Source organism: Streptomyces syringium (assembly GCF_017876625.1).
Taxonomy (GTDB): domain Bacteria; phylum Actinomycetota; class Actinomycetes; order Streptomycetales; family Streptomycetaceae; genus Streptomyces; species Streptomyces syringius.
In genome coordinates, this window is record NZ_JAGIOH010000001.1 from 1,662,084 (window position 1) to 1,676,305 (window position 14,222).

Consider the following 14,222-nt stretch of genomic DNA (forward strand, 5'->3'; position numbering starts at 1 on the left):
CCGGCGTCGGTCGACGCCGGCCCCTCTCCTCGTTTCCGCTCGTGCTCAGTACGCGAGGTCCAGCTGGTCGGGGATGACCGAGCCGTCGGCGCGGCGCACCGGGCCGTGCGTGCCGTCCTCGTTCGTGGCGCCGGCGGTCGCGCACGGGTAGCTGCCGGACTTGCGCGGCATGGGCTCGATGAACATCGGGTTGGCCACCCAGCGGCCGTCCGCGTTGTCGAAGGCGCGGCACATCAGCTCGGACTTGTTGCGGTTGATGGCGACGTGGGCGCCGGTCGCGTCGTTCACGAACGTCACGTCGGTGTCGGCGTCACCGGCGCCGAGCGCGATGCGGTGCGCGTGGTCCTGCTGCTTCCAGGCCTTCGCTCCCTTGATCTTGAAGATCTCCTGGTTGATCATGCAGCGCTTGCCGTCCATGTACGGGAGCGCCCCGCCGGGGCCGTCCGCGACGCCGCCGCAGCCCTTGATCCCGGGGGTGAGGCGGCCGCGGTCGAGGATGCTGCGGATGCCGATGGTGTGCTTGCGGTCGAGACCGACACCGCTGGACCACGCCTCGGCGATCGGCTCGGCGGAGGCGGAGACGATGTAGACGTCGAAGCCGGCCGCCTTGAGCGTACGGATCAGGTCCTTCTGCTGGTCGTAGTAGCGGATGTAGCCGGCGAGCGTGTGCGTGCCGACGGTCTGCTTGGTTCCGATGGGCGCGGCGAGCTGCTCGGCGCGCGCCTTCTTGGCGAAGGAGGTCAGCGCGGCCGGGGTGTGGCCGCTGAACAGCTGCGGGATCCAGGCGTACGCGGGGACCGTGCGCCGGTGGTTCCAGTCGCCGGCGAAGGCCGCCTCGCCGGCCATGGTCTGCGACTTCTCACGGATCTCGAAGATCTCGTCGGCGCAGGCGGTGTTCTTCGAGGTGCGCAGCGGCTTGCCGACCGGCACGGACGTGCCGCACGCCTTGGTGAGGGCCTTGTCGGCGGCCGGGGTGAGCCAGACGCTGGTGTCCTTCCAGCTCTTCGGCCGCAGGATCCTGTCGTGCTTCAGGGCCCAGGCGAGGGTGGCATCGGTGATGTCGTTCTTGACGACCGTGTTGTCCCAGTCGAAGGCGGCGACGGGGCGGGGGCCGCCCTTGCCGGAGCAGGTGCCGCGCTCGTCGATCATCTTCTGGAGCTTGGCGCGGTTGTCGCCGAACCACTTGATGTTCTTGTCGAGCTGCGGGCAGTGCGACCGGGGCGCGGAGACGGGGGCCGCGGCGGTGGCGGGCACCGAGGCGGTGAGGGCCGCGGTGATCGCGAGACCGATGACTATGGCGTGCTTGTTACGCATACGTCCTCATTGGCGCATGGGGGCAGGACACACACCGGGACCGGCCGGGGGGCCGGTCCCGGTACTGATCATGGACCTTACAGCGGGGTGACGTACGCGCCCGCGATGCCTCCGTCGACGAGGAAGTCGGCGGCGTTGACGAAGGACGAGTCGTCGCTCGCGAGGAAGGCCACGGCGGCGGCGATCTCGTCGGGCTCGGCGAACCGGCCCACCGGCACGTGCACCAGCCGGCGCGCGGCCCGCTCGGGGTCCTTGGCGAAGAGCTCCTTGAGCAGCGGGGTGTTGACCGGCCCCGGGCACAGGGCGTTGACGCGGATGCCCTCGCGGGCGAACTGCACGCCCAGCTCGCGGGACATGGCCAGCACCCCGCCCTTGGAGGCGGTGTAGCTGATCTGCGAGGTGGCGGCGCCCATCCGGGCGACGAAGGAGGCGGTGTTGATGATGGAGCCCTTGCCCTGGCGCTGCATGTAGGGCAGTGCCGCCTTGCAGCAGAGGTAGACGGAGGTCAGGTTGACCTCCTGGACGCGCTTCCAGGCGTCGAGTCCGGTGGTGAGGATGGAGTCGTCGTCGGGCGGCGAGATGCCGGCGTTGTTGAAGGCGATATCGACCGAGCCGTAGGCGTCGAAGGCGGCCTTGAAGAGCGCCTCGACCTCGTCGGGGTCGGTCACGTTCACCTTGACGAAGAGACCGCCGACCTCGGCGGCGGCCGCCTTGCCGGCGGTCTCGTCGATGTCGGCGCAGACGACGTTGGCGCCCTCGGAGGCGAGCCGTCGGGCGGTGGCCAGGCCGATGCCGCTGCCGGCTCCGGTGATGACGGCGGTGCGGCCGACGAGTCGGCGGCAGACGGGGGTCTGGTCGGTCAAGGCAGTGGCCTTTCTCTGGCTGGGTCAGCGGGTGGGGCGATGCGTGCGTGGGGAGGGGTGGGCCGGGACGGCCGCCGATGTGGCCGTCCCGGAGCCCTGCGGGCTCGGGCCCCGATGGTCAGGCCCCGACGGTCAGGCCTCGGTGTTCAGGCCTCGGTGTTCAGGCCTCGGTGTTCAGGAACACGTTCTTGGTCTCGGTGAAGGCGGCCAGCGCGTCGGGGCCCAGTTCCCGGCCGAGGCCGGACTGCTTGAAGCCGCCGAACGGCGTCCAGTAGCGGACGCTGCTGTGGGAGTTGACGGAGAGGTTGCCCGCGGCGACGCCCCGCGAGACACGGACGGCGCGGCCCACGTCCCGGGTCCAGATCGACCCGGACAGCCCGTAGGGGGTGGCGTTGGCGATCCGTACCGCGTCCGCCTCGTCCTCGAAGGGCAGCACCACGGCCACGGGGCCGAAGACCTCCTCGACGGCCGCGCGGTCGTCGGGGGCACCGGTGAGGACCGTCGCCGGGTACCAGAAGCCCTTGCCCGTGGGGGCCTCGCCGCGGATGGCCGCGGGCGCGGTCTCGGGGACGAAGGACCGTACGCGCTCGCGGTGCGCGGCCGAGACGAGCGGGCCCATCTGTGTGGCCGGGTCGGTGGGGTCGCCCACCACGAAGGCCTTGACCGCGGGCTCCAGCAGTTCCATGAAGCGGTCGTAGACGCTGCGCTGCACGAGGATGCGGCTGCGGGCACAGCAGTCCTGGCCGGTGTTGTCGAGGAACGAGCCGGGGGCGCTCGCGGCCGCCTGCTCGATGTCGGCGTCGGCGAAGACGATGTTGGGGTTCTTGCCGCCGAGTTCGAGGGTCACGCGCTTCACGTTCGCCGCGCACTTGGCCATGATCTGCTTGCCGACGGCGGTGGAGCCGGTGAAGACGACCTTGGCGATGCCGGGGTGCTCCACCAGGGCGTCACCCACGACGGGCCCGTCTCCCGGGAGGACCTGGAAGAGACCCTCGGGCAGTCCGGCCGTCAGCGCGAGATCGGCCAGCCGCAGGGCGGTGAGCGGGGTGGTCTCGGCGGGCTTGAGAAGCACGGCGTTGCCCGCGGCGAGCGCGGGGGCGAGCCCCCAGGCGGCGATGGGCATCGGGAAGTTCCACGGGGCGATGACGGCGATGACGCCGAGCGGTTCGTGGAAGGTGACGTTCAGCCCGCCGGTGACGGGGATCTGGCTGCCGGTGAGCCGCTCGACGCCGCCCGCGGCGTAGTCGAGCAGGTCACGGACGTTGCCCGCCTCCCAGCGGGCGTTGCCGATGGGGTGGCCGGCCTCCCGGACCTCCAGCAGCGCCAGCTCCTCGATGTGCTGGTCGACGACGGCGGCGAAGCGGCGCAGCTGCCGGGCCCGGTCGGCGGGGGCGAGCGCGGCCCACGCCCGCTGGGCGGTACTCGCCCGGGCCACGGCGGCGTCGACGTCCTCGCGGGTACTGGCCGAAACGGTGGCGATGACCTCTTCGGTCGCCGGGTTGATGATCTCGTGCAACGTGGTGGTCCTTACATCCGCTCGAAGGAGCGGAACCGCTCCCAGTCCGTGACGGCCGCGTCGTACGCGTCCTGCTCGACGCGCGCCATGTGCAGGTAGTGCTCGACCACCTCGTCGCCGAACGCGGCGCGCGCTATGGGGCTCTTCCCCCACAGTTCGGCGGCCTCGCGCAGCGTCGTCGGCACCTGGGCGGCGTCGCCGGTGTAGGCGTTGCCGGTACAGGCCTCGGGCAGCTCCAGCTCGTTCTCGACGCCGTACAGACCGGCGGCGACCATGCCCGCCACGGCGAGGTAGGGGTTCACATCACCGCCGGGCAGCCGGTTCTCGAAGCGGTGCGAGGGGCCGTGGCCGACGACGCGCAGGGCGCAGGTGCGGTTGTCCGGGCCCCAGGCGACGGCGGTGGGCGCGAAGGACCCCGGGCGGAAGCGCTTGTAGGAGTTGATGTTCGGCGCGTAGAGCAGGGTGAAGTCGCGCAGGGCGGCGAGCTGTCCGGCGAGGAAGTGCCGCATGGCCTTCGACATGCCGTACGGACCGTCGTCGTCGGCCAGTACCGGTGCCCCGGTCTCGTCGCGCAGCGAGAGATGGATGTGGCAGGAGTTGCCCTCGCGCTCGTCGTACTTGGCCATGTAGGTGAGCGCCATGCCCTCCTGGGCGGCGATCTCCTTGGCCCCGGTCTTGTAGACGGAGTGCTGGTCGCAGGTGGTCAGGGCGTCGTCGTAGACGAAGACGATCTCGTGCTGGCCGAGATTGCACTCGCCCTTGGCGGACTCCACCGTCATGCCGGCCGCGCCCATCTCGTTGCGGATGCGGCGCAGCAGCGGCTCGACGCGGCCGGTGCCGAGCACGGAGTAGTCGGCGTTGTACTGGTTGGCGGGGGTCATGCCGCGGTAGCCGCGGCCCCACGCCTCTTCGTAGGTGTCCTTGAAGACGATGAACTCCAGCTCGGTGCCCGCGTAGGCGCTCCAGCCGCGTTCGGCGAGCCGGTCGAGCTGGCCGCGCAGGATCTGCCGGGGCGAGGCGAGGACGGGTGAGCCGTCGTGCCAGGCGAGGTCGGCGGTGACGAGCGCGGTGCCGGGGTTCCAGGGGGTGAGGCGCAGGGTGGCGCTGTCGGCGTGCATGGCGAAGTCGCCGTAGCCGCGCTCCCAGGACGACATGGTGTAGCCGGCGACGGTGTTGAGGTCGACGTCCACGGCGAGGAGGTAGTTGCACCCCTCGGTGCCGTGCTCGAGGACCTGATCGAGGAAGTACCGGGCCGCGAACCGCTTGCCCTGGAGCCTTCCTTGCATATCGGTGAAGGCGAGGACGACAGTGTCGATCTCCCCGCGGTCGACGAGCATGCGCAGCTCCTCGACGGCGAGCGGGGGCGTGCGGTCTGCCACAGTGTTGCCTCCTGTCGGTGCGACCGGAGGTCTTAAGGTAGGCCCGTAGACCATTGATTGGGAAGGGGCTTCATGAACTCGATGGACGCGATGGGCGGAAGCGGTGCGGACCGGCTGGCGCCGGTGCTGCGGCCGGTCCGCGCGGGCAACGGCTTCGAGGAGGCCCTGGAGCAGATACTCCAGATCGTGCGGCTGGGCCTGGTCGCGCACGGCGAACGACTGCCCGCCGAGCGCGAGTTGGCCGAGCGGCTCCAGATCAGCCGGGTGACGCTGCGCGAGGTGCTGAAGGTGCTCCAGGACCAGGGGCTGGTGGAGAGCCGGCGCGGCCGGTACGGCGGCACGTTCGTCCTCGACCGCGCGGCCGCGCCGGCCGCGACCGGCGCGGCGGAGCTGCGGCGGCGGGTGGCGACGGTGGACGTCGAGGACACGCTGCGTTTCCGCGAGGTCCTGGAGGTGGGCGCGGCCGGGCTGTGTGCCGCGCACGGGCTGTCCGACGAGCAGGCCGCCCGGCTGCGCGGGGCGCTGGCCGCGACCCACGACGCGCCGCTCGCCGACTACCGGCGGCTGGACACGATGCTGCACCTGACCCTCGCCGAACTGTCCGGCTCCCCCTCCCTCGCCGCCCGGTACGCCGCGGTCCGGGCGTCCGTCAACGACCTGCTGGACTGCATTCCCCTGCTGGTGCGGAACCTGGAGCACTCCCAGGCGCAGCACACCGCGCTGGTCGAGGCGGTCCTGGACGGGGACGCGGACGGGGCGCGCGAGGTGATGCGGGAGCACTGCTGTGGCACGGCGGCCCTTCTGCGGGGATTTCTCGGCTGAGTAACGCGCTGGTAACCAGCGTTTTACGCAAGGGGGTTGCTTTTCCGCCGACGCCACGGCAAAGGTATGGCGCAAAACCTTTACCCCCGAGGCAGGAGCGGCTCATGGCCGATCGCACGGAGTCACCCAGCGCACCGCCCGCCGCCCCGTCCGGGGAGGGCTCCGACTCACAGGCGTATCTGGACAAACGCACCCTGCGCCGGGGCAGCGCGGGCCCCCTGCTGCTGACCGGCCTGGGCGTGGCCTACGTCGTCTCCGGTGACTTCTCCGGCTGGAACTTCGGCCTCGCGCACGGCGGCTTCGGCGGACTCGCCATCGCCGCCGTCCTGATGGGGCTGATGTACACCTGCATGGTCTTCGCGCTCGCCGAGCTGGCGTCCATCCTGCCCACCGCCGGCGGCGGCTACGGCTTCGCCCGCCGCGCACTCGGCCCCTGGGGCGGCTTCCTCACCGGGACCGCGATCCTCATCGAGTACGTCCTCGCGCCCGCCGCCATCTCCCTCTTCATCGGCGACTACGTCGAATCGCTGCACCTGTTCGGCCTGACCTCCGGCTGGCCGGTGTACCTGGCCTGCTTCGTCCTCTTCATCGGCATCCACCTGTGGGGCGTCGGCGAGGCCCTGCGCTTCAGCTTCGTGGTCACCGGCATCGCCGTCGCCGCGCTGCTGGTCTTCGCGGTCGGCGCGTTCACCGACTTCGACGCCGCGCGGCTGCACGACATCCCCGTCGACCCGGACGCGTTCGGTGCCTCCTCCTGGCTGCCGTTCGGGCTGCTGGGCATCTGGGCGGCGTTCCCGTTCGGCATGTGGTTCTTCCTGGGCGTCGAGGGCGTGCCGCTGGCCGCCGAGGAGACCAAGGACCCCGCGCGCACCCTGCCGCGCGCCATGGCCACCGCCATGGGCATCCTGCTGCTCCTGGCCCTGCTCACCTTCCTCGCCTCCACCGGCGCGGGCGGCGCCGACGCCATGAAGGACGCGGGCAATCCGCTCGTCGCCGCGCTCCAGGACGACGGGCACCCCACCACGCTGGGCCGCATCGTCAACTACGCGGGGCTCGCCGGGCTCGTGGCCTCCTTCTTCTCCCTCATCTACGCCGGCTCCCGGCAGCTCTTCGCCCTCTCCCGGGCCGGCTACCTCCCCCGTTTCCTCTCCCTCACCAGCCGCCGCAAGGCCCCCTACCTCGGTCTGCTGGTACCCGGCGCGCTCGGCTTCGCCCTGGCCGCGGCGAGCGGGGACGGGGCGCGCATGCTCAACGTCGCCGTCTTCGGCGCCACCATCTCCTACGCCCTGATGTCGCTCTCCCACATCGTGCTCCGCCGCCGCGAACCCGGCCTCGCCCGCCCGTACCGCACCCCCGGCGGCGTCGTCACCTCGACCATCGCCTTCGTGCTGGCCTGTTCGGCGCTGGTGGCCACCTTCCTGGTGGACGTCACCGCGGCGGTCATCGCCCTCGGCGTGTACGCCGTGGCCGCGGGCTACTTCGCCTTCTACAGCCGGCACCGGCTGGTGGCGAGCGCGCCGGAGGAGGAATTCGCCGCCCTGGCCGCGGCCGAGGCAGAGTTGGCACGCGAATGATCACAGCGCCGCGTACGGATGCGGGCGGGGAGTGGAGAGGAAGAACGTTGGACAGCAGGCCTCTGATCGGTGTCACCACGTATCTCACACAGGCCCGTTGGGGGGTGGCCTGGGACCTGCCGGCCGCGCTGCTGCCGGCCGCCTACCCCCGGTACGTCCAGCGGGCCGGCGGCCTGGCCGTGATGCTGCCGCCCGACGACCCGGACACCGCCGCCGCGGTGGTCCGGCGCCTCGACGGTCTGGTCCTCGCCGGCGGCGAGGACCTGGCCCCGGCGTTGTACGGCGAGGAGCCGCACCCCCGCGCGGGTGCCCCGGTGCCCGAGCGGGACCGCTGGGAGCTGGCGCTGCTGGCTGCCGCGCTGGAGGAGGACGTACCGGTGCTCGGCATCTGCCGCGGCATGCAGCTGATGAACGTCCACGCGGGCGGCACGCTCACCCAGCACCTGCCGGACGAGGTGGGGCACGAGGACCACAACCCGGTGGCGGGTTCCTTCACCGACCACCCGGTCGAGCCGGTGCCGGACACCCGCACCGGCGGTCTGCTGCCCGAGCGGTGCGACGTGGCCACCCACCACCACCAGGCGGTGGACCGCCTCGGCGAGGGCCTCGTCGTGACGGCCCACGCGGAGGACGGCACGGTCGAGGCCCTGGAGTACCCGGGCGATTCCTTCCGGGTGGGCGTCCAGTGGCACCCGGAGGCCCGGGACGACCTGCGGCTGATCGAGGCCCTGGTGCGCGCCGCGGCTCAGCGGGGCTGAGCTCCCGGACGGGCCGGGCTCAGCGCGTCAGCCCCAAAAGGTCCCGGGCCGGGCCCGTGGGGCGGTGGCCCGTGGGCCAGACGGCACGCAGATCGCGGCGGAGGCCGACGCCCGGCACCGGGATCTCCACCAGCCGGCGGGCCGCCAGCTCCTCGCCGACGGCCAGTTCACTGAGGACCGAGGGGCCGGCGCCGCTGACGACGGCCGCCTTGGCGGCGGTCGTCGAGGCCAGCTCCAGCAGCGGCTCCGCCACGCCCCCCTGCGAGGCCAGCGCCGCGTCCAGGACCTGCCGGGTGCCCGAGCCGCGCTCGCGGAGGATCAGCGGGGTCGCCGCCAGTTCCGCCGCGTCCAGCGGGGTGCGGCGGCGGGCCCACGGGTGGCCGGGCGCGGTGACGACCACGAGCCGGTCGTGGCCGATGACCGCGCCGTCCAGGCCGGGCGGCACGGCCAGGCCCTCCACGAAGCCGAGATCGGCCTCGGCGGCCAGCAGCCGTTCGGCGACGGCGGACGAGTTCCCGGCGAACAGCGAGACCGCCGTGCCGGGCCGCCTCGTCCGCAGGGCGATCAGCCAGCCCGGCAGCAGGTACTCCGCGATGGTCATGCTGGCCGCCACCCGCAGCCGCGAGTCCCGGCGGCCCCGCAGCGCCTGCGCCCCGGCGTCGAAGGCCTCGGCCGCCTCCACGATCCGCCGGGCCCAGTCGGTGACGAGTACCCCGGCGTCGGTCAGCCGGGAGCCGCGCGGGGACCGCTCGACGAGCGCGACGCCGAGCATCCGCTCCATGGTCCGCACCCGGCTGCTGGCGGCCGGCTGGGTGATGCCCAGCTCCCGCGCCGCCCGCCCGAGGCTCCCCAGCCGCGCCACGGCGAGCAGCAGCTCCAGCGCCCCGAGGTCCGGCACCCGGTGCGCGAGCGTCCCGCCGGGCGTGGCGGTGGTCCCCGACGGTGCCCGTCCGCTGCCCGCACCCGCTTCGCTCATAAAGCCACTTTATGCCCTCATAGGTCCGTGGTCCCTGGTGGCAGCCCCGCGCGGGCCGCACCGTTGAACCATGACCACGCTCACGCACCCGCGTCCCAGTCCGCTCGTCCTGCCTCGGCCCCGCCCAGGGGTCCGGCACCTCGGGCCGAACTGGTACGCCGCCGTGATGGGCACCGCGATCGTGGCCGCGTCCGGGGCGGCACTGCCCGTGCGGGTGCCCGGTCTGCGCGGGGCGCTGGAGATGGTGTGGGCCCTGGCCGCGCTGGCCCTGATCGTGCTCCTCGCCGCGCGGGCCGCGCACTGGGGGCGCCATGCCGACCAGGCCAGGCGGCATCTGGCCGATCCGGCCGTCGCCCCGTTCTACGGCTGCCTGGCGATGGCGCTCCTCGCCGTCGGCGGTGCCACGCTCTCGGTGGGGGCGGACGTCATCGGCGAACCCGCGGCGGTGGCCGTCGACGCCGTGCTCTGGGTGGGCGGCACGCTGATCGGGCTGGCCGCGGCGGCGGGCATTCCGTACCTGATGGTGACCCGGCACTCGATAGCGCCGGGCACCGCCTCCCCGGTGTGGCTGCTGCCGGTCGTCGCCCCCATGGTGTCCGCCGCGCTCGGCCCGGCCCTGGTGCCGCGGCTGCCCGCCGGGCAGTGGCGGGAGGCCATGCTGCTGGGCTGCTACGCGCTGTTCGGCATGAGCCTGCTGGCGGTCCTGCTGATGCTGCCGGCCGTCTTCGGCCGGCTCGTGCACCACGGCCCGCTGCCGCTGGCCCTGACCCCGACGCTCTTCCTCGTGCTCGGCCCGCTGGGCCAGTCGACGACCGCCGTGGGCAACCTCGCCGACGCGGCCCCCGGCGCCGTCGCCGCGCCCCACGCGCACGCGGCGGCCTCCTTCGCCGTGCTGTACGGCGTCCCGGTGATGGGCTTCGCGCTGCTGTGGCTCGCGCTCGCCACGGCCATGACGGTGCGCGCCTTCCGGGGCGGGATGCGTTTCGCCATGACCTGGTGGGGCTTCACCTTCCCCGTCGGCACGTGTGTGACGGGCGCCGCGGGACTCGCCCGCCACACCGGGCTGACCGCCTTCACCGGCCTCGCGGCCGGGCTCTACGTCCTGCTCGTCGTGGCGTGGGCCGTCGCGGCGGCGGGCACGCTGCGGGGGCTGCTCAGCGGCCGGCTGCTGCGAGCGCCGCTCCCAGCACCTGCGGTGCCCGGGTCAACGACGGTCCGTACCATGTGAGATGACGGCCGCTGACCAGCGCCGACGGCAGCCCGGGGAACGCCTCCGGGCCGTCGTCGGCGCTGAAGCGGTACGGCTCGTCGGGCAGCACGACGAGGTCGGCGCCGCAGGCGTTCAGCTCCTCCAGCGGGATCCGCGGATAGCGCTCGCCGTGCCCGGCGTGGATATTGACGACACCGAGCCGGGCGAGCACGTCGCCCGCGAAGGTGTCCCGGCCGAGGACCATCCACGGCCGCCGCCATACCGGCACCACCGCCCGGCGGGGCGGGGCCGGGGCGGTGACGTCCCGCCACGCGTCCTCCGCGTCGCCCAGCCATGTAGGCCGGGCCAGCCCGCAGCCGCGCACCAGGACCCGCTCCAGCTCCCTGAACGCCTGGGGAAGCGAACGGACTTCGGTGACGAGCACCTCCAGCCCGGCGGCGCGCAGCGCGCCGAGGTCGGGGGCGCGGTTCTCCTCCTCGTTGGCGATGACGAGGTCGGGCGCGAGGGCGGCGATCCGCCCCAGGTCGGGGTTCTTGGTGCCGCCGATCCGGACGACGTCGAGCCCGGCGGGGTGCTCGCACCAGTCGGTGGCCCCGACGAGCAGCTCGGGCGCACCGGCGGCCACGGCCTCGGTGAGGGAGGGGACGAGGGAGACGACGCGCCGTACGGCGCTGCGACCGGCCATCCGTCCACCGTACGTCCGTACGAGCCCCTTTGGTCCTCAATCGCCGGACCGGCTCGTTCAAGCCGGTCCGGCGATTGAGGACGCGCCCGCAGGGCGCCCCGCTGTCCCGCCGGGCTACGACGCCGCGCCGGCAACCGGTGCGAGCTTGTCGACCGCGTCCGGGTTCTTGTCCATCCAGCGGCGGGCGGATTCCTTCTCCTTGCCCTTGCCGCCGTTCTGGATCTCGACCTCCAGCGAGGCGAGGTCCTTCTCGGACATCTTGAACTTCTTCAGCCACCGGGTGACGTCGGGGAAGTCCGAGCCGAAGTCCTTCTTGGCGACGGCGTGGATCTCCTCGCCCTTGCCCCAGGCACCCTTGGGGTCCTTGAGCTTCTTCAGCTTGTACTTCCCGTACGCCCAGTGCGGGGACCACAGGGTGGTGACGATCGGTTCCTGCTTCTTGTACGCCCGGTCCAGCCCGGCGAGCATCGAGGAGGTGGAGGACGAGAGCACCTTGTACTCGCCGTCCAGGCCGTACGCCCCCATCACCTTGTCGTTCAGCGTGCCCATCATCCCGGCGCTGGACTCGATGCCGACGATCTTCCCGCCGAACTGCCCGCCCTTGCCCTTCAGGTCCTCCAGCGAGTCGACGTCCTTGACGTACTCGGGCACGGCCAGCTCCAGCGACGTCGGGCCGTACCAGGCGCCGAGGTCGGTGAGCTTGTCGCGGTAGCGGTCCATGTACTGCTTGTGGGTCGTGGGCAGCCAGGAGTCGAACTGCACGTCCATCTGGCCCTGGGCCAGCGCGGTGTACAGCGGGCCGGGGTCGAGCTGCTGGACGGTCGGCTTGTAGCCCCGGTCCTCCAGGATGTTCTGCCAGAGGTAGGTGGAGGCGACGGCCTCGTCCCACGGGAAGTAGCCCAGCTTGATCTGCTTGCCCCGGCCGACGTTCGGACCGCTCGCGGTGGTCTCCCGGTCGTCGCCGTGGGTGAGGTTCATACCGCCGGCGACGAGCGCGAGGACCACGATGCCGACGGTGGCGACCGCCGTGCCGGGCCGGTAGCGCAGGAAGGCCAGGCCCCGCACCGACGCGGCGGCCTTGGCGGCGGCCCGGCGGCCGATCGGGGAGACCCGCTGGCCGAGGGCGCCGGTCATCCGGTCCAGGTACATGGCGAGGACGACGACGGCGAGGCCGCTCTCGACACCGCCACCGATCTGGACCTGGGTGACGGCCGCGTACACGGACTCACCGAGACCGCCCGCGCCCGCCATGCCGGCGATGACGACCATGGACAGCGCCAGCATGATCACCTGGTTGACGCCCGCCATGATCGTGGGCAGGGCGAGGGGCAGCTGCACCCGGGTGAGGGTGTCGCGCGGGGTGGTGCCGAAGGCCCGGGCGGCCTCGACGAGTTCGCCGTCGACCTGCCGGATGCCCAGTTCGGTCATCCGGACGCCGGGCGGCATCGAGAAGACGATGGTCGCGATCAGACCCGGGATGGGCCCGATGGAGAAGAACATCACGCCGGGGATCAGATAGACGAAGGCGGGCATCGTCTGCATGACGTCCAGCACGGGCCGCAGCACACCGCTCACGGTGCGGCTGCGCGCCGCCCAGATGCCCAGCGGCACGGCGGCCAGCAGGGTGATGACGCTGGCGACGAGCACCAGCGACAGCGTCGCCATCGCCTCGTCCCACAGGCCGAAGGAGTCGATGAGCGCCATGCCGGCGAAGGTGCACACACCGGCGAGCAGTCCGCGCAGCCAGCAGGCGACGACGGCCAGGATGCCGGCCATGAGCAGCGCGTGGGGCGCGCCGAGCACGGCCTCGACACCGTCGTACATCCCGGTCAGGACGGTGTTGATGAAGTCGAACAGCCAGCCCAGGTGGTTCTGGAGCCAGTCCACGGCGTTCTCGACGCCGTCACCGAGGTTGATCCTAGGCACGGGCGGTCACCTCCTGCTCGGACTCCTTCGCAAGGGGCGCTTGCCGGCCTCGCGGCTGGTCGCCGAGCGCGGCCAGCATCCGGTCGCGGGTGACGACCCCGGTCAGCGTGCCGTCGGCATCGGTGACGGCGACCATGTCGCCGCTGTGCGAGAAGGGGGTGAACAGCTCGGCGACGGGGGTGTCGGCGTCCACCGTCGCGGGCGCGGCGTCGAGGACGTCCTGCGCGCTGCGGGTGGTGCCGTCGGCCGCCCGGGCACTGTCCGGCTCGTCCATGATCGATCCGGCGGTGAGGACCCGGGAGCGGTCCACGTCCTGGATGAAGGAGGCGACGTAGTCGTTGGCGGGCCGTACGAGGATGTCCTCGGCGGTGCCGTTCTGCACGATCCGGCCGTCGCGCATGACCGCGATCCGGTCACCGAGGCGCATGGCCTCGTTGAGGTCGTGGGTGATGAAGACGATGGTCTTCTTCAGCCGCGTCTGCAGCTCCAGCAGCTGGTCCTGCATGTCGCGGCGGATCAGCGGGTCGAGCGCGCTGAAGGACTCGTCCATCAGCAGCAGGTCGGCGTCGGTGGCGAGCGCGCGGGCGAGGCCCACGCGCTGCTGCATGCCGCCGGACAGCTCGTCGGGCCAGGAGGTCTCCCAGCCCTTGAGGCCGGTGAGCTCCAGGGCCTCGGTGGCGCGCTTCTCGCGCTCCGCGCGGGGCACGCCCTGCACCTCCAGGCCGTACGCGGCGTTCTCCAGCACGCTGCGGTGCGGGAAGAGGGCGAAGTGCTGGAAGACCATGCTGATCTTCCGGGAGCGGACCGAGCGCAGCTCGGCGGGGGGCAGCGCGGTCAGGTCCTGACCGTCGAAGAGCACGCGCCCGGCGGTCGGTTCCAGCAGTCCGTTCAGCATGCGCAGCAGCGTGGACTTGCCGGATCCGGAAAGGCCCATGACCACGAAGATCTGACCCGCCTCGACATCGAACGAGGCGTCGATGACCGCCGCGGTGGTGCCGTCGGCGCGCAGCTCGTCGCGGCCGGTGCCGCTCTCGAGCCGCTTCACGGCGGCTTCGGGTCGTCTGCCGAACACCTTGTACAAGTGCTCGACGTGCAGCCTGGACACATACACCTCTCGGGTCGAACTCAGGACGGTCCGCCGCCCCCGGTGGGGCGCCCCCGCATGGCGGGTGACGGGCCGTGGAGCGGTGCGGTATCGG

12 protein-coding genes are annotated in these 14,222 nt (G+C 72.4%); 4 read left to right on the forward strand and 8 right to left on the reverse strand.

The genetic code is table 11. The features are described from left to right. Positions 1-45 precede the first annotated feature (45 nt). From JO379_RS07340 to JO379_RS07355, 4 genes are all read right to left on the reverse strand, one after another. Entirely contained in the window at positions 46-1,314 is a 1,269-nt protein-coding gene (locus JO379_RS07340; protein WP_130876958.1) for an HAD family hydrolase, read from the reverse strand. A 77-nt stretch (positions 1,315-1,391) separates the two neighbouring features. Beyond that, positions 1,392-2,177, reverse strand: a complete 786-nt coding sequence (locus tag JO379_RS07345) for a 3-oxoacyl-ACP reductase (protein ID WP_130876959.1) — start codon at positions 2,175-2,177, stop codon at positions 1,392-1,394. A 160-nt stretch (positions 2,178-2,337) separates the two neighbouring features. Next, complete coding sequence (locus JO379_RS07350) at positions 2,338-3,693, reverse strand: aldehyde dehydrogenase family protein (RefSeq protein ID WP_209514387.1); 1,356 nt, start codon at positions 3,691-3,693, stop codon at positions 2,338-2,340. A gap of 11 nt (positions 3,694-3,704) precedes the next feature. Then, complete coding sequence (locus JO379_RS07355) at positions 3,705-5,072, reverse strand: glutamine synthetase family protein (RefSeq protein WP_209514389.1); 1,368 nt, start codon at positions 5,070-5,072, stop codon at positions 3,705-3,707. 72 nt (positions 5,073-5,144) lie between these two features. Here JO379_RS07355 and JO379_RS07360 point away from each other — a divergent pair, with 72 nt between their 5' ends. The 3 genes from JO379_RS07360 to JO379_RS07370 all read left to right on the forward strand — a co-directional run bounded on the left by JO379_RS07360 (position 5,145) and on the right by JO379_RS07370 (position 8,226). Then, on the forward strand, positions 5,145-5,894 hold the full coding sequence (locus tag JO379_RS07360; RefSeq protein WP_130876961.1) for a FadR/GntR family transcriptional regulator: 750 nt from the start codon (positions 5,145-5,147) through the stop codon (positions 5,892-5,894). A 104-nt stretch (positions 5,895-5,998) separates the two neighbouring features. Then, positions 5,999-7,468: an ethanolamine permease gene (gene eat, locus JO379_RS07365; protein WP_130876962.1), complete on the forward strand. Its 1,470-nt coding sequence runs from the start codon at positions 5,999-6,001 to the stop codon at positions 7,466-7,468. A gap of 47 nt (positions 7,469-7,515) precedes the next feature. Next, positions 7,516-8,226 carry a gamma-glutamyl-gamma-aminobutyrate hydrolase family protein gene (locus JO379_RS07370; RefSeq protein ID WP_242625957.1) on the forward strand — a complete coding sequence of 237 codons (711 nt, stop codon included), beginning with the start codon at positions 7,516-7,518 and terminating at the stop codon, positions 8,224-8,226. A gap of 19 nt (positions 8,227-8,245) precedes the next feature. Here the strand turns inward: JO379_RS07370 and JO379_RS07375 are convergent, their stop codons facing one another. After that, on the reverse strand, positions 8,246-9,202 hold the full coding sequence (locus JO379_RS07375) for a LysR family transcriptional regulator (RefSeq protein ID WP_130876964.1): 957 nt from the start codon (positions 9,200-9,202) through the stop codon (positions 8,246-8,248). 70 nt (positions 9,203-9,272) lie between these two features. Here JO379_RS07375 and JO379_RS07380 point away from each other — a divergent pair, with 70 nt between their 5' ends. Further along, a complete protein-coding gene (locus tag JO379_RS07380) occupies positions 9,273-10,430 on the forward strand; it encodes a TDT family transporter (RefSeq protein ID WP_130876965.1) in 1,158 nt (385 codons plus the stop codon). Here JO379_RS07380 and JO379_RS07385 read toward each other — a convergent pair. From JO379_RS07385 to JO379_RS07395, 3 genes are all read right to left on the reverse strand, one after another. Further along, positions 10,357-11,097: a helical backbone metal receptor gene (locus JO379_RS07385; RefSeq protein ID WP_130876966.1), complete on the reverse strand. Its 741-nt coding sequence runs from the start codon at positions 11,095-11,097 to the stop codon at positions 10,357-10,359. The two genes, JO379_RS07380 and JO379_RS07385, sit on opposite strands and share 74 nt — an antisense overlap. Before the next feature lie 114 nt (positions 11,098-11,211). Beyond that, on the reverse strand, positions 11,212-13,023 hold the full coding sequence (locus tag JO379_RS07390) for an ABC transporter permease/substrate binding protein (protein WP_130876967.1): 1,812 nt from the start codon (positions 13,021-13,023) through the stop codon (positions 11,212-11,214). Further along, the gene (locus JO379_RS07395) at positions 13,016-14,128 is read right to left on the reverse strand and encodes a quaternary amine ABC transporter ATP-binding protein (RefSeq protein ID WP_130876968.1); all 1,113 of its coding nucleotides are present in this window, start codon (positions 14,126-14,128) and stop codon (positions 13,016-13,018) included. Before JO379_RS07395 ends, JO379_RS07390 begins: the two co-directional genes overlap by 8 nt. Between the last annotated feature and the right edge of the window lie 94 nt (positions 14,129-14,222).